At 37.9% G+C, this 15,363-nt stretch carries 21 protein-coding genes and 1 tRNA gene; 2 read left to right on the top strand and 20 right to left on the bottom strand.

The window, feature by feature from the left end:
- Positions 1–4 precede the first annotated feature (4 nt).
- The 9 genes from lsrF to KJ593_04800 all read right to left on the bottom strand — a co-directional run bounded on the left by lsrF (position 5) and on the right by KJ593_04800 (position 5,530).
- Positions 5–781, bottom strand: coding sequence for a 3-hydroxy-5-phosphonooxypentane-2,4-dione thiolase (lsrF, locus tag KJ593_04840; protein MBU2541208.1), 777 nt, complete (start codon positions 779–781; stop codon positions 5–7).
- Positions 778–1,923: a pyruvate kinase gene (gene pyk / locus KJ593_04835; protein MBU2541207.1), complete on the bottom strand. Its 1,146-nt coding sequence runs from the start codon at positions 1,921–1,923 to the stop codon at positions 778–780. The genes lsrF and pyk overlap by 4 nt, the downstream gene beginning before the upstream one ends.
- A complete protein-coding gene (locus tag KJ593_04830) occupies positions 1,820–2,356 on the bottom strand; it encodes a hypothetical protein (GenBank protein MBU2541206.1) in 537 nt (178 codons plus the stop codon). Before KJ593_04830 ends, pyk begins: the two co-directional genes overlap by 104 nt.
- 2 nt (positions 2,357–2,358) lie before the next feature.
- Positions 2,359–3,102 (bottom strand): M48 family metalloprotease, encoded by a 744-nt coding sequence (locus KJ593_04825; protein ID MBU2541205.1) that lies wholly within the window; start codon positions 3,100–3,102, stop codon positions 2,359–2,361.
- Complete coding sequence (locus KJ593_04820) at positions 3,099–3,626, bottom strand: DUF4416 family protein (GenBank protein MBU2541204.1); 528 nt, start codon at positions 3,624–3,626, stop codon at positions 3,099–3,101. Before KJ593_04820 ends, KJ593_04825 begins: the two co-directional genes overlap by 4 nt.
- A gap of 6 nt (positions 3,627–3,632) precedes the next feature.
- Positions 3,633–4,328, bottom strand: coding sequence for a SagB/ThcOx family dehydrogenase (locus tag KJ593_04815; protein MBU2541203.1), 696 nt, complete (start codon positions 4,326–4,328; stop codon positions 3,633–3,635).
- A 16-nt stretch (positions 4,329–4,344) separates the two neighbouring features.
- The gene (locus KJ593_04810) at positions 4,345–4,725 is read right to left on the bottom strand and encodes a PilZ domain-containing protein (protein ID MBU2541202.1); all 381 of its coding nucleotides are present in this window, start codon (positions 4,723–4,725) and stop codon (positions 4,345–4,347) included.
- Positions 4,726–4,730: 5 nt separating this feature from the next.
- Positions 4,731–5,093: a hypothetical protein gene (locus KJ593_04805; GenBank protein MBU2541201.1), complete on the bottom strand. Its 363-nt coding sequence runs from the start codon at positions 5,091–5,093 to the stop codon at positions 4,731–4,733.
- Between the two features lie 86 nt (positions 5,094–5,179).
- Positions 5,180–5,530, bottom strand: a complete 351-nt coding sequence (locus KJ593_04800; GenBank protein ID MBU2541200.1) for a PilZ domain-containing protein — start codon at positions 5,528–5,530, stop codon at positions 5,180–5,182.
- An 88-nt stretch (positions 5,531–5,618) separates the two neighbouring features.
- Between KJ593_04800 and KJ593_04795 the strand changes: the two genes are divergently transcribed.
- Positions 5,619–6,419: an AAA family ATPase gene (locus tag KJ593_04795; protein MBU2541199.1), complete on the top strand. Its 801-nt coding sequence runs from the start codon at positions 5,619–5,621 to the stop codon at positions 6,417–6,419.
- On the top strand, positions 6,416–7,078 hold the full coding sequence (locus tag KJ593_04790) for a hypothetical protein (protein MBU2541198.1): 663 nt from the start codon (positions 6,416–6,418) through the stop codon (positions 7,076–7,078). The genes KJ593_04795 and KJ593_04790 overlap by 4 nt, the downstream gene beginning before the upstream one ends.
- Before the next feature lie 15 nt (positions 7,079–7,093).
- Here the strand turns inward: KJ593_04790 and aroB are convergent, their stop codons facing one another.
- From aroB to KJ593_04735, 11 genes are all read right to left on the bottom strand, one after another.
- Entirely contained in the window at positions 7,094–8,176 is a 1,083-nt protein-coding gene (aroB, locus tag KJ593_04785; GenBank protein ID MBU2541197.1) for a 3-dehydroquinate synthase, read from the bottom strand.
- On the bottom strand, positions 8,177–8,782 hold the full coding sequence (locus tag KJ593_04780) for a site-2 protease family protein (GenBank protein ID MBU2541196.1): 606 nt from the start codon (positions 8,780–8,782) through the stop codon (positions 8,177–8,179). It abuts the gene before it with no gap.
- A gap of 1 nt (position 8,783) precedes the next feature.
- Positions 8,784–9,599 (bottom strand): SH3 domain-containing protein, encoded by an 816-nt coding sequence (locus KJ593_04775; GenBank protein MBU2541195.1) that lies wholly within the window; start codon positions 9,597–9,599, stop codon positions 8,784–8,786.
- Positions 9,596–9,907 (bottom strand): small basic protein, encoded by a 312-nt coding sequence (locus tag KJ593_04770; GenBank protein MBU2541194.1) that lies wholly within the window; start codon positions 9,905–9,907, stop codon positions 9,596–9,598. The genes KJ593_04775 and KJ593_04770 overlap by 4 nt, the downstream gene beginning before the upstream one ends.
- A gap of 24 nt (positions 9,908–9,931) precedes the next feature.
- Positions 9,932–10,447 carry an SPOR domain-containing protein gene (locus tag KJ593_04765; protein MBU2541193.1) on the bottom strand — a complete coding sequence of 172 codons (516 nt, stop codon included), beginning with the start codon at positions 10,445–10,447 and terminating at the stop codon, positions 9,932–9,934.
- A gap of 3 nt (positions 10,448–10,450) precedes the next feature.
- On the bottom strand, positions 10,451–11,539 hold the full coding sequence (locus KJ593_04760) for an HD domain-containing protein (GenBank protein ID MBU2541192.1): 1,089 nt from the start codon (positions 11,537–11,539) through the stop codon (positions 10,451–10,453).
- The gene (locus tag KJ593_04755; GenBank protein ID MBU2541191.1) at positions 11,499–12,659 is read right to left on the bottom strand and encodes a deoxyguanosinetriphosphate triphosphohydrolase; all 1,161 of its coding nucleotides are present in this window, start codon (positions 12,657–12,659) and stop codon (positions 11,499–11,501) included. The genes KJ593_04760 and KJ593_04755 overlap by 41 nt, the downstream gene beginning before the upstream one ends.
- The gene (locus KJ593_04750; GenBank protein MBU2541190.1) at positions 12,656–13,132 is read right to left on the bottom strand and encodes an HIT domain-containing protein; all 477 of its coding nucleotides are present in this window, start codon (positions 13,130–13,132) and stop codon (positions 12,656–12,658) included. Before KJ593_04750 ends, KJ593_04755 begins: the two co-directional genes overlap by 4 nt.
- Positions 13,133–13,136: 4 nt before the next feature.
- Complete coding sequence (locus KJ593_04745; GenBank protein ID MBU2541189.1) at positions 13,137–13,625, bottom strand: YfcE family phosphodiesterase; 489 nt, start codon at positions 13,623–13,625, stop codon at positions 13,137–13,139.
- Positions 13,626–15,269 carry an ATP-binding protein gene (locus tag KJ593_04740; GenBank protein ID MBU2541188.1) on the bottom strand — a complete coding sequence of 548 codons (1,644 nt, stop codon included), beginning with the start codon at positions 15,267–15,269 and terminating at the stop codon, positions 13,626–13,628.
- Positions 15,270–15,289: 20 nt separating this feature from the next.
- Positions 15,290–15,360, bottom strand: a tRNA-Gly gene (locus KJ593_04735).
- Between the last annotated feature and the right edge of the window lie 3 nt (positions 15,361–15,363).

Genomic DNA, 15,363 nt, shown 5'->3' with positions numbered 1-15,363 from the left:
TAATCTAGGTATGTTTATAAATCCTGAAGGCTTCATTGACTGAGGCCTTGTTATGGACAATAGCCCTTACGGCTTTTATCATTCCGACTGGATTATCAGATTGGAATATATTTCTTCCCATATCTACACCAGCTGCGCCGTCTTTAATCGCATGATAGGCCATTTCTAAGGCCTTTTTTTCTTCTATTTTCTTTCCACCTGCAATAACAACCGGAACGTTTCCACAGGCCTGCACAACTTTTTTAAAGTTTTCGCAGTAATAGGTTTTTATCATATGTGCACCCAATTCTACGCACATCCTTGATGCTAGACTTAAATAACGCGCATCGCGCGCTATTTCCTTACCGACTGCTGTTACTGCCAGCACGGGAATTCCGTAATTTTCCCCTTCATTTACTATTTTAGATAAATTTCCAATCGTCTGTTTTTCAAATTCCGATCCGATGTAAACAGAGCAAGTAATACTAGATGCATTTATTCTTATGCAATCAGAAATAGAAGTTGTGATTATTTCGTTTGATAATTCTTTTAATATGCTTTGGCCGCCTGAGACCCTTAGAATGATAGGTTTATCCATCTCTGGTGCAATCCAGTTTCTTAATGCGCCCCTGGTTATCATTAATGCATCTGCAAAGTCTAGGAGGGGACTGACGGTTTTAGCTAGGTCTTTTAAGCCAGTAGTGGGACCTTGAAAATAACCATGGTCTACTGCCAGCATGACACAGCGGCCTGTCTTCGGGCTGATTATTCTTGATAATCTATTCTTCATACCCCAATTCATATTACTACCTCCTTAGTTGTGGTCTTACTTGACCTTTCCGTGAATTTAATTATTTGATTCATCATCTCTACTGTTTTAGCAGGATATTTGCCAACAGCTGTCTCTCCTGAAAGCATCAGGAAATCCGAACCATCAAGTATTGCATTAGCCACGTCAGTTACTTCTGCGCGCGTAGGTTTTAGATTTTCAGTCATGCTCTCAAGCATTTGCGTAGCTGTAATTACGAACCGCCTTCTTTTATTACATTTTTTAATTATCATCTTCTGATAAAATGGTATCTGATATATGGGTAAAGATACACCCATATCTCCACGTGCAATCATAATCCCATCAGATACACCTAGAATCTTATCTATATTATTGATTCCTTGACGGTTTTCGATCTTAGCAATAACCTTGGGATTCGCGCCGCCTTTTTTAATAAAGCGTCTAATATTATTAATATCCTTTTTACTTCTTACAAATGACTGGGCGATATAATCTACCTTGTTTCTGATTGCGAATTCAAGATCTATCTTATCCTTTTCTGTTAGGCCTTTGAATTTTAACTTAGCATCTGGGATATTAATGCCTTTATTTTCTTTTAGGGTTCCCGGAATAACTACCTCTGTTTTTATATAATTCTTATATCTGGCCTTTACCTTAAGCGAGATATTTCCATCATCTATATATATATAACTTCCTGCCTCTATGTCGTTTAATGAGCCTTGGTAGTCGAATGCTATAATACTTTTGTTTTTTAATCTTTTCTTATTGCTCAAAAGAACTACTTGTCTTCTTTTTAATTCAATTGCCTTCCTACCTTTTAGCCTGCCAATTCTTATGCGATATCCTTCCAGGTCCTGTAATATCTTGATGTGTCGCCTATACCTTTTATTTAACCCTCTAATTAAATCAATTCGGGATTGATGTTCTCTATGAGTGCCATGCGAAAAATTCAGCCTTATAACATCCATACCTGCTAACACCATATTCCTTAAGACAGTTTCATTAGAGCTGGATGGGCCTATTGTACAGATTATCTTTGTCTTTACCATCTTATTTTCTATAAAAATGGTTCTCTTGCCAACTATTTCTTCTCTGTCGCCAGGCGTCTCTCCAGGTATCTCTTTGTAGCTGATATTCTCCTGTAAAATGATCATGCTGAGGCGCATCTATCAGAAATTCTTCTTTAGATTGAAGTGGCATTTGTAATTTCAGGGCACTTTTTTGGAATTGGATGGTTCTTGTTGTTGTTTTGAAATTAGGCTTTAGGCGATGTTGTAATTTATTCACGTTGGGTTGGTAAGGAATAGGATAGAATTTGTTTCTTTTAATAGAATGCTCATTCTCAACAGTGTAGTCCTCAACTTGACTGTCCTCCGTCTCGCCTTTATCTACCTTTTCTATTTCATCTAAAAAATACATAATATTTACATTAATTCCGATATCTACCTTTATATATTTATCTGTCATCGTAACAATTTTTCCTTCAACAGTTTTTCCTGATTTAAGCTTGATTGTTTCAGCTGATACTGAGGAGTCAATAAGCAATAAAAGAAAAAGCAGGAGACACACCTTCTTTTTATTTTTCATTGTTATTGCAGCTTTTTAATCTCTTCTTTAGTAGTCAGTATTCGTTTGTCTATGTCAGGATGTGAACTGAATATCTCGATGCGTAAAGCGCCTCCATGTTTTAGGGCCTCTTGTTTTAATTTCTCAAAGAAACTAATCATTCCTTGCGGATTATATCCAGCTAAATGTGCGTATTTTACGCCCAATTTATCTGCTAACGTTTCATCACTACGTGAATAACCAAGTCTGCTTAAATTAAATACCATATCAGAGATCTGTCGTGTCCTTATCTGATTTTTATTACCTAAGGCTATTGAAATAAGAAGTTGGTAACCTAAAGAGGCCTGAAGGTTTTTTACGCTGTGGCGCGCAGCAACGTGGACAATTTCATGGGCGATTACACAGGCAAGTTCGTCCTCAGTTGCCCTCTCTGCTAAACCAGTGTTTATGTAGATAAAGCCGCCGGGTACGGCAAAGGCATTAAGTTCTTCATCTTTAACTAGAAAAAAATTATATTCCAAATCCTTGCGATCTGAGTGTTTAGCTAGGCGTTCTCCGATTCTTTGTACTCTTAATTGCTGAAACCCGGTTTTTATTATTTGTTTTTCCCAGGCAATCTGGCGAGCGACTTGTTTTCCAAGGCTTACTTCTGAGCTCGTGCCAATAATGATAAATTCGTTTTTGCCGGTTGCTGGATTATATGTATTAGCGCAACCAGATAAAAAGACGAATAGCAAAACCAATATTAAAAAAGTTTTTAATTTCATTGTGAGGAAATTTGTCTGCTGTATATTGCTCTTAAGTCTTTAAAAACTTCTATATAATCTTTTGTTCTGTAATCCGGATACGTCCACTCAAGCGGGGTAAATGTCTTATTTTTAAACAGTAGCGTAACCTCTGCATAAATCCCTTTGCCCAAGCAGATTCGATGGCTAAAGTCCTTTGTTGAGGCTAGGATCAATCTTGCTAAATCAATGTAGCCGGGGTCAATATTTACTTTTCTCCTGCCTTGATGAGAGAAACGTTCTTCTAACTTATTGGTCAAGATTTTTATCCTGGTTAATTTGGTTGGATCAATTAATTTTTCAAAACCCAAGAAAACGCGTTTAAGGTTATCTCCCATCTCCCGGGTATAGTAATCTGTGTAGTTAAAGGCCATTATACGACTCTCAAAGTCTATTTTTCCGAATTCTTTTGCTAATTCTTTTTTTGCCGATAAAAGAAACGCCTCATCCTTACTGATGAGGCCAACGATTAATTTTACAGATTCAGTAAATCCTGCGACTCTCATTTTTTACTAAAAGGCATAACCAACTGGCATAACCAGTATTGGCTTTAATGGTTTTGGTAATTTTAAGCATTCTGCTAGTCTAAAATCGTCAAACGCCCCTACCTCTACAGTTACTAAGCCTAATTGTGTAGCCATAAGATATAAATTCTGACCAACATGTCCGGCATCGATGTAGACATAGCGCTGGCCTCTTTTCCCGTAGCGACTTGTTGTTTTTTCAAAATTAGCCACAACTATAATAACAATAGGGGCTTGGGCGATAAATCCCTGGTCCCAGCAGGAAGAGATGATTTCCTCATTGTTAATTTTTACAGGCAGAGAATTCAGGCTATGTGTACCAGAAAGATAATGATAAAATCCTGACTTTAAAACATCCACAGTATCACCTTGTACATATAAATATACTTCAACAGGATAGCTTGCTCCTGCTGATGGCACAGTGCGGCTGGCAGAGCTAACAGCATCAACCTTTTCACCTATTGCTGCCCAGAGAAGTGAAGAGATTTGTTCCAATGTTAATTTTTTATTGCTGAATTTTCTAAGGGATTGTCGTTTTTGAAGAAGTCGATTAAGAGGTTTATTCGTGGATATTTTGATGTCTGGGAGCTTGATACTCATAGCTTCCTTGTTTTCTTTAGAAAAAACATTGAGGCTTATTATGGATAGGCAAAGAAGAGCAAGGATTGTAATAACTTTTCTCATTGCCTGGGGTGGGTTGTCACTTTTCTTCCAAATGTCTCTTTACATATTTTTCAATGTAGGACTTGTCTGCTTTTTTTATCTCGCTAAAGAAGATAGCAACATTATAGTAGTCGCCTTCAATAGGATCATTGACCAGCTCGGTTCTTACTATTGTGCCTTCGCATTCGACCTTTTTGCAGCGGTCTTTTCCAGGGGAAGATTCTTTTAATCGCGGTACCAAAAGAATCATAACAACCTTTTCCATTGGTGCGATATATTTATCCAGCCTGCAGTAAATTCCAGAAGAGCTTAGGTTTCTTGTTTCACTGACAGAGTCAAAATTGACCTCTTTTATCTTTATGGGTACATTCTTTTCGACTCGACTTGCTCTTCTTCTTTCTGATCCTTTGTAGTTCATTATTTTTATCCCTGCTTCGGATCTTTCTTAGGTTCTTCTTCTTTTTTAGTCTCTTTGGGAGCTGCCTCTTCTTTCTTAGGGGACTCCTCTGCTTTTTCCTCAACTTGTGACTCTTTATCCTTAGATTCCTCTGTTTGTTTTTTTGCCTCTTCTGTTTGCTTTTCGGCTTCTTGACGTTTTTGCTCTTTCTCCTCTTCTTCCTTTTTCTTTCTCTCTTCCGCCATTTTCTCTTCGGAGGCCTTAAAGCAACCTTTACCACAGAAGAATTTACCATTTCGATAATAACGTGAAATTCTGTATATTGGCTTGTTACAATTTTGACAGTTTTTATTTTGTTCTTCTTTAGCTTTTTTCTCTTTCTTTGGCATTAATTTATCTCCTTATTTTATTAGTAAGCCCAACACCATATTTTAACACATATAATTTTTATGGCAAAAGATTTTTTAAAGGTGGGTTAGAGCTTGCTAAAGCAATCTTCAATAAATTGAGTTATGACTTCTTTGACTTTTGAAGGGATTTCCTTGAATTCTATACCTAACTGATAGCGATCAGAATGGGGCACTTTCTTTGTCCAGACGACTTTTCCGACAGCGGAAATAATCTGAAAGAAATCATTAATGCTAAATTCAAGCATAAAATCAGTTTTGGGGGCTATGAAATTCTGAATCATTACCCTTATGCCGCCTCCGCTAACGTCACAGCTTAAGGTATCGCCGTATTTATTGGTAGTTTTTATGCGGAAATGTACGGGGAAGCGTTTATTGAGTCTTTTATGCTTTCTTCTTTCAATATTTGCCTGTTCCATGCTAGTAAGTCTAGCACAATAAATTAGCGATGTCAAATATTTGCCCTTTACATTGATTTAGAGTCTTGCTATAATTTAAGAAAATATTATGTATGAAAATTTTTATGGTTTTAAAGAAAAGCCGTTCAACGTAACGGCTGATCCTACCTTTTTTTATTTAAGTAGAAGGCATAAAGAGGCTTTCTCTCACCTTGTCTATGGTATCCAAGATAGAAAAGGCATCTTGGAGATTACAGGTGAGATCGGAACAGGCAAGACCACTCTCTGCAGAGCACTTCTTAACCACCTAGACAGGAGTACAAAAACCGCATTTATCTTAAATCCATATTTGTCGCAAGTCCAATTATTGCAGGCAATTATGGCAGACCTTGGTTTGAATTTAAAGTCGCGCACAAAACTTGCCCTTATCAACGCCTTGAATGATTTTCTTCTACGAGAGGCGAATTGTGGTAATAATGTTGTTATTTTAATTGATGAGGCACAAAACTTATCTTCAAAACAATTAGAGCAGATTCGTCTCCTTTCTAATCTAGAGACAGAGAAGCTCAAGCTCTTACAGATCGTTCTTGTTGGTCAACCAGAATTATGCGACAAACTGAAGCAGCCGAGCTTGAGACAGTTGAATCAAAGGATTGCTGTGCGTTACCATATCTTGCCTCTTGAGCGAGATGAATTGGAAGAATATATAAAACATCGCTTGCACATTGCCAGGGCAAAGAGTAAAATTGAATTTAGCCAGGATGCATTGAGTGAAATCTTTAGTTACTCTGGAGGCACGCCTCGTCTAATCAATATTCTCTGTGACCGCGCCTTGCTGGCAGGATTTGTTCTAGAGACAAACACTATATCAAGAGATTTGATAAAAAAATGTATTGAGGAGTTAGGATGAGTATAATATTTGACGCTCTAAAGAAGGCTCAGTCCAGATTTAGTTCTCAGCATGCCAAAGAACCTGAATCAAAAGAGTCGCAAAAACCACAAGAAGCACCTAAGGATAAAACTCCTACTCGTGGGATTACTTCTTCTGGTTTTGCTGCTGGCGAAGACTTAACGCAACCTATTAAGCCTATAGCAGGCACACGGCCGATAGCTGAACAGGAAAAAGATGTTGCTAAGGAAAAGGCAACAAAGCGCCCGCGTCTGCACATGTGGACTATACATGATATTAGACATATGAACCCTTTTGCTTTTATTGCCATGATTGTATTTGGACTATTGGGTAGCCTTTTAGTCTTTTATCTTTTTGCTTTCAAGTTCCAGGATAAATATTTAGTGCAGGTTACTGAGGAAGGGCCTGTGACTACGCCTGAAGCCTCTGGCGCCCAACCAGTTCAAAAGAAGTCAAAGAAGAACTTATTTCATTTAAGTCCTGAGATCTCCCTTTCGCTTGATGGGATAGTTTCTTCTGAGGGACGCAATCTAGCCCTGATTGATGATCAGATTGTTGAGGTTGGCGATACGATAAAAGGCGCTAAGGTAATTTCGGTAGGTTCCAGAGAGGTAGTGCTTTCATTTGGCGGTAAGGAATTTGTTTTGACTATCGAGTAACAAAATTAAGAATCTTTAACTCAGGTCCTTTATGGCCTCTCTTATAACTGCCTGCTTAATATTCTCTTTAATTATCACCTTACCAATTTTAGTTGGCAGGACAAAACGACTAAGCTTACCAACGAATTTCTTATCAAAATAAATAACCTGCATTATTTTTTCGCACTTTATCTTTCTTATTTTAGTAGGTAGGCGGCAATTCCTTATCAACTTTAAGATCCTGTCATAAATATCATTATTTATCAGTTTCAGAGAGAGCGCAATCCTTGCCTCAGCCAGCATTCCTAAGGCTACTGATTCACCGTGATTGTATCTGTAATTACTGGCACTTTCTATGGCATGCCCTACAGTATGACCAAAATTAAGAATAGTGCGCAGTCCTCTTTTTTCCCTTTCATCTTTTGATACAACTTGGGCCTTAATTTTAACGCAACAAGAAACAGCCGGTAGTAAATTTGCGGGCTTTAACTTTAGTAAATTTTTATAGTTTTTTTCAAGATAATTAAAAAGTCCAACATCCTTTATCAAGGCATATTTGATTAGTTCTGCCAGACCTGAGCTAATTTCCCGCTGCGGCAGACTCTTTAGGAGACCAATGTCGCATAATACCAATTTTGGCTGATAGAATGAACCAACGAGATTCTTACCACTGGTTAAATCTAGGGCAGTCTTCCCGCCAATACTAGAATCAATTTGCGCAAGCAGGGTTGTAGGAATTTGTATATAGGGGATGCCTCTTTTATAAATTGATGCCAGGAATCCCGCAACATCACCTACCACTCCTCCCCCTAGAGCGATGATAAAAGGCAGTTTGTCCTTTGCGTATCTTGCAATTTTATTTAAAAGTTTATTCAGGTAGAATATGGATTTTGCCTTTTCGCTGTCAGGTACAGTAAGAAGTATATGAGAAAATCCACTGCCTTTTAATGCTTTTTTTAGCGCACCTGCGTAACGCTTGGCAATAGTTGAATTTGTGATTATGATTGCATCAGTCTGCTTGATAATCCTCCTAATACAGGCAGGCAATCCAGGAATAATCTTATTTCCAACGAGGATATCGTAGCTTCTGTCCTTGAGATTAACCTTAATCTTTTTCATCTATATCAAACCTATGATAACTGCTAGAAGTGAAATTATCGGCCAGATGATTACACGCAGCAGGCCAAATGCAAGCAGGCCAATAAGTATGAACATACCAAATGGTTCGATTCGCGCATAGGAACGGGCTAAATTGTTCGGTAACAATCCTAGTAATACGCGTGAGCCATCTAAAGGCGGAATAGGGATGAGATTGAAAACAGCAAGGACCAGATTTAATATTCCTAGAGTCCGCAGCATGACAAACAGGTTAATGTCTATTGCAATATTCATACGAAATATAGTGCCGATAATAATTGCCAGGATAATATTTGCCATTGGACCGGCCAGACCTACCCAGATAATATCCTTTTTGGGATTTCCTAATCTCAAAAAATTTATGGGAACCGGCTTTGCCCAGCCAAAAATAAAGGGTGAATGAGTAATGTAGAGTAAAACAGGAATAAGGACAGTACCTATAGGATCGATGTGTTTTAGCGGATTGAGGGTTAGTCTTCCGGAATATTTTGCAGTAGGATCACCCAGTTTTAATGCTACCCAACCATGGGCGAATTCGTGAATGGTGAATGCAAAGAAAAATAGGCTTATAGAAATCAAAAAAGACATTCTACTCTAACAAGATTATTTTTTCTACCTTTATTATCGGGGCAGGGTAATCCTTATCTTTTATTACTTCTCCCCACACAGCTACTCTGGAATTGCCATAGGTGTCTAGTAATTTCTTATCAGCATCTAGGAAGTATTCAATTTCATTATTCTTATCAATGAGTTTGGCCAAGGAGCGCTTGTTTAATAGTCTTCCGGAATCTTCAACTATGCCTTTTGCCGTAGGAGTTTCTTTTCTTTTCTGGCCGCACTTTTTACAACCAGAGGATGCCTTCTCTACCTTAGGCTCAGGTTTTTTAACAAGCTCTATTTCGTCTGCTGGTTCTTTGGCGAGTCCGGCTCGAATGTAATTGACGAATTCTGCCTTTATCCAGGCAAAACAGTTTGGTGTGGGTGCAATCTTTAGCCATTCATTATTTTGGCCTCTAATTGTAACTATCTCTCCTTTGTTAAGTTGTCCTAGGAGCGTAGCCTTTAAGTTTGGCTTTGCCCTGACATTTACTCTTTTACCCTTAACAACCCCAACAGGCTCAGTGCGTTTTTGGACAAATTTATAGTCAACAAACACTGAAAAATTGCTTGGTACTCTAACCTTATACCAATCCTGTTTTTCTCCTACCACGGTAATATCTTGTCCTTTTTTTACCTTACCCAGGGTTTCAAAGTTTAGATGCGGACCAGAGCGAACATTAACCCTTTCTGCTTTTATCCTGCCAATAAAAGGAAAATGCGTATCTTCTTGATTGGATTGAGCATAGACAGCTGATAAGCTAAAAAGAATGATAAAACTAAATATAAATAATATTATTCTTTTCATTTTTGCTTTTTAGCGTCCTTTTTGGACTCTTTTTTCTCATCTGGCTTTTCTTTGGCTTGTGTTGGTTTTCCTTCTTGGGCGCCTCCAGCTGCAGCCCCAGCCCCTGCCTCAGTAGCCTCGGTAGCCTCTTCCTTAAGTTTTTCTTTCTTGACCTTCAGTCTTATCATTTTTATTTTAGGAAGCTTAAACACCTTATCCTCTTCCCAGGCTTCTTCTTCGACAAGTTTCTTAACCCGCTCGATACGTTTAAGTATAGAACGTTGTTGCTTGCCTTTTGATGCCTTTCGTAGAGATGGATGAATAGACATGTTAAATCTCCTCCTTCAGTATCCTCATTTGATTTTCTTTATAAAAGAATCTTTGTATTTCTTTGGATATTTTTCTTTAAGAGCCCTTAGATTTTTATCAGCTTCTTTTTCGGTTTTAAATGGGCCGATACAAACCTTTATATATTCTCCGGACTCAGAAATATAGGCCTTAAATCCAGCCTTTGTTAGTGTCTCTTTTTCTGTTTTTGCAGACGATTGCTTTTTAAGCGAAGCTACCTGAATCTCATAGGCGTCTTTAACCTTGATGTCTTTGTCAGTAGCCACAGTTTCTATTCTTACAGGTTCTTCTTTAACTGTCTTCTCTAAAGTTGCTTCTGGAGCTTTGCTTGGACTGGGCCTTTTTACTTTTGCCCGATCATAGCCTAGGACAAAGCCGAGTATTAGGACAACAATTGTATAGATTATGAGAAATAGCCCATATCTTAATATCCGCAGGTTGTTAGTATGCTGGGTCTTTTTTTTAAAAGATTTCTCTCCTCCAGATTTATGAAAACCATCGAATAGCTCAAGCTGTTTCATTTGCTAAAGTTTATCCGGATTATGATTACGGGGACGGCCTGATAAATATTTTTTTAATTTTTTTGCCTTCAGGCTTTTAATCAAGGCATCAATTACTTTAGGATCGAATTGCGTGCCGGAAAATTTCTTCATTTCGCCTACTGCAGCTGATAGGGTCATTTTATGACGACGATAAGGTCTTTCCACTAGCATTGCCTCAAAGGCATCAGCAACTGCCATAATTCTTGCACCTAAGGGGATCTGGTTTTTCTTTAGTCCCGCAGGATATCCTGTGCCATCATATTTTTCATGATGATGCTGGATTATTGGTATTGCGGGCTTAAGAAGCTGGAGTGGCTTGATAATTTTAACGCCCTTTAAGGGATGCTCCTTTATTATGCGAAATTCCCTACCCGTTAGTTTAGTTGATTTAGTTAAGATATTTGTCGGTATATCGATTTTTCCGGCATCATGAAGAAGTCCGGCGTAAAGTAAGGCATGAATTTCTTGCTCAGACAAATGCATCTGTTCTGCAATTGCCAATAATATATGATTAAAATTCTTAGAGTGCGTATAGGCCTGGGGGCTTGTAGAGTTTAAGACCGAGACTAATGTTTTGACGCTTCCTAAAAGGAGCTTTTCTTGTTCATCGTAAAGGCGTAAATTCTTAATTGCCATTACAAGTTGTTCGCCAAGGTTCATTAAGATTTCTTGGTCAACCACATCGAATTTTTTAGGTTCGGTTTTACCCTTAACGATAATTGCTCCCATCAGATCATCACCGATAAGAGGGATTCCAAGAAAGGCTGGCTCAAGGATCAAGGAACCAGAAAGAACAATCTTTTTTTCGATAGGCACTGAAATCTTTTTCCTTCTTCGATATAATCCTTTTTTTGTGGTTTCAGCGTTGATCCTGGCAGAGATAAATTGATTATTATCAGAAATGATGATTTGGCAGTTCTTGCCCTTTACAACTTGGCAGGCGAGTCTAGCCACGCGCAAAAGCAGCTCCTTAATATTCGTTGTTGAATTTATAAGACGGGCTATTATATGAATAGCCGAAAGGGCCGTTTTATACTTTTTCGTAAGGGTCAAATAATTTTTTGTATTCATTTAGCGCGAACCTGTCAGTCATTCCTGCGATATAATCACAGACAACTCTTTTAATAGATTCATTCTTAAAATGTTCCTGAGTCCTGATTGGTAATTGTTGAGGTTTCTCTAGGTAGACGTTAAATAAGTCCTTTATAAAACGTTTTGCTTTATCTGACATGCGTATAACCCGATAATGATTATATAAATTCTTAAACAGGAATTCTCTCAATGGTCCTCTCTTCTTTTGAACTTCGTTACTAAAGGTAATAATTTTTTCCTTGATTTCTTTTGCGTCATTAACATTTTTTATATTGAATTTTTTAAGCCTCTTTTTTGATTCGTTTATTATATCAGTAACAAGGAAATTTATCAAAGAATTAATTATCTGGTATTTTTGTAATTCTTTTCCGATTTCAGGATAGCGCTTATTGATTCCGTCTTCAATCTCCCGCCAGAAATCAATCTTCCTTAATGAGTCTGCCTTTAATAGTCCTGAGGTCAGGCCATCATCTAAATCATGATTATCATAGGCAATTTCATCAGCCGCATCAACAACCTGAGTTTCTAGACTAGGACCCTTGCCTGGCTCAAACTCTGATAGGGTCTTAGGAAAGTCATAGATGGTTGAATGCTTGGCAATACCTTCTCTGACTTCCCAACTCAAATTCAGGCCGGGAAAATCAGGATATCTTTCTTCTAGCTGATCTACGACGCGCAATCCTTGCAGATTATGGTTAAAACCACCTTCTTCCTTCATTAAATCATCTAAGGTATCTTCGCCAGCATGACCAAAAGGGGTGTGTCCAAGGTCATGGGCTAAGGCTATGGCCTCAACCAGCTCTTCATTAAGATTAAGCGCCTTTGCGATAGTGCGACCTATTTGAGCAACCTCTAAGGTATGCGTAAGCCTTGTGCGATAGTAATCACCTTCGTGATTTACAAAAACCTGCGTTTTATATTCTAGTCTTCTAAACGAGGCAGAGTGGATAATCCTGTCTCTATCACGCTGATATATTGTTCTATATGCATGTTCTGGCTCTTTATAGATTCTGCCACGACTTGCTTGGTTTTTAGACGCATATGCTGCTAATGTGGAGTCAGAACTGGCTATCAATGTTTCATTAGATAGTTTACTCATCTTTTTTTAAGTTTCTTAAAAAGGCTATCTAGAGATTGAGGGATAACCTTGGTCTTTGAAATAACAGGCATAAAGTTCGTATCCCCTCTCCAGCGCGGAACAAGATGAATGTGTAAATGTTTATCAATACCTGCACCTGCGTGGCTACCAAGATTAATTCCGATATTATAGCCTGCAGGCCTTAATACCTTATGTAACAAGTCTTGAGTTTGAATTACTAAGCTGCTTAGCTGTAGGATTTCTTCTTTGTTTAACTGTCTTAGGTGTCTTTTATGGGCATTAGGACATATCATTATATGGCCATTGCTGTAGGGAAATTTATTAAGCACGCAAAAAGCTGCCTTTGTACGTAAGAATACCAAATTTTTCCTATCGTGCGATTTATCCCTTGCGATTCTACAAAGTAGACAGCCGCTTTGTTTTCTTTTTGGCTTAATGTAGTCCATGCGCCAGGGCGCCCATAAATTTTCCATCTTCTTATAATTTTTCGATTTTAGCTTTATATTTACCTGTTTTTATCTCAATAACACCAAAAGAGGCATAGTCTGAGAAGAAATCATCTGTTAAACTTCCCGGGTTGAAGAATAGAATATCATCAATCTCTTTATTCATTGGTTTATGAGAATGGCCGAAGATAATGATATCTACGGCGTCACTCCTAAATTGTTCTGTTAAAAATTTTATTAGATAGTTTGGATGTCCCCTGCCATGCATTAATCCTATTGAGATGTCTTCGATTTTAATTATTTCCTTTTCCTTTAATGTTTTTTTGACCTCAGGCGAGTCCATGTTGCCCCAGACAGCCACGACCTTAGAGATCTTTTTAAGTTCACTTAAGACTGAAATGTCGGCTAGGTCGCCGGCATGCAATATTAAATCAGCGTCTTTTGCCTTTTCTAGGAAGCTAGTCGGAAGTTGCTCTGCCCTTTCTGGTATATGTGTATCGGAAATTACAACTACTTTCATTTAATAATGAATAATCTTTGGCTTCCCAAACAATCTCAGCAATAGATTGAGATGGTTCAAGTTCCAGGTTTGAATCTTCTCTTCTTTGGCCAAGAGCGCTGCATTTAAATCAATTTCGCCAAGGGCAATCAGGACTTTTTTTAAGCGCTTGTTTTTAAATTTTTTACATTCTACAATAAATTCAGATATATCACTTTCGCAGACATGTCCTTGTTTTAAGGCAGCAATCCAGAGATCTCCAGCGCCGCGACCATAGATACCACTTCTAATTCCACTACCAGCAAAGCTTAAAGGCCTTATCTCATTAAATTTTGTCAGTTTCCACCTGCGGCGTTCAAATACGATGGATTCATCCTTAAATTGTTCGAAGACTTCAGAGATCCTGTCTATGAAATTACGCTTTGATTCTACTGTAAAATTCTCAATCAATGTTTTGATTTCAGAGATAAATTGATTTTTGAAATCCAATTCATCCTCATTGAAATTATACTGTTTTTTTGAAAAAACATATTTTAACCACAATTCGAACACAGGATCATTTATCTTAAAGAATGACGAGTTCTTGCTGATGATATTTTGATCAATAAGTTTTGTAAGCTTAGCCTGTATCTGCGGTTTGCCCTTTCGCAGGTTCTTAACCAAGCTGCTAGATTTATTAAAACCATTGGCAATTGAAATTAAAATCTTCCAGGAATGAACTGAAGAGGTCCTCTTATGCTCACTTTTTAGTTCTGATATCTTCATTACTGTATTGTTGAATTTCTCATTAAGTAGTCCTGTCTCTTTTGATAAGAGATTATACAGCGCCGTAGCAATAATATGCTCATCTATTTGCTTGAACACATTTTTCTCTGCCAGACGAGAAAGTTCATTGGCGATTAGCTTTAGATAAAGAGGAAACCCGCCCGTTAGATTAATAAGAAAATCATTGCCTACGTCTGCGATTCCGAAAGGATAAATGATGCTTGAGATAAATTCTTTGCTTGTTGTGTGATCCAGGGGATGTATATTCATGACTTCAAAATTACCGAATAAAAGTGATAATTTTTCAGAGAGGATTTTTCTTGCCTTTCCTACATGTGAACTGGCTACTATAAAGGCCACGGATTGCTGTAGCATAATCCGTTTACTGAAAAGGGCAAATACATTTTTTATGTCCATTTCCTCTAAGAGATGGAATTCATCGATTATGAACACCAGCCTATGGCCGGTCTCCTTTGTAAAGATATCAGTGCAATCAAATGTCTTGGCAAAGGCCTCATTGTATTTATGTCTTTCTATTAATTGCTTGATCTCTTCTATCTGGCTGGAGGTATTTGGTAAAATCTTTTCACTTGCCTTGCTTAAGTAATCGAAATCATCTTTGATAATCAGTCCTTTCTCCTGCAGATAGTTGTATAGCATACTACCCAATAACTTATAGCTGAACTGCTCAAAATCAGAGCAGTTTAGATTAACGTAGGCAAACGTAAGCTGGGGCCGCATAAACGAAGTGAGAAGATATTTTAAAATTGTGCTCTTACCGACACCGGTTTCGCCAATCAAGGCAATATTTTGACGATAACCATCTACAAGGCTGTTGAGGCGTTTGTAGATAGGCTCTAGGATATTAATGCGTTTTAGTATTATTTCTTTATCAACCATGCTTTTTTAATTCTAATCCAAGCGGGCGAAGGGAATCGAACCCTCATTTTTAGCTTGGGAAGCTAATGTTCTACCACTGAACTACGCCCGCAAA

Source organism: Candidatus Omnitrophota bacterium (genome assembly GCA_018830005.1).
Classification (GTDB): Bacteria; Omnitrophota; Gorgyraeia; order JAHJTE01; family JAHJTE01; genus JAHJTE01.
The sequence above is the reverse complement of the archived record's forward strand: the minus strand, read 5'-3'. Positions and strand labels throughout refer to the sequence as shown.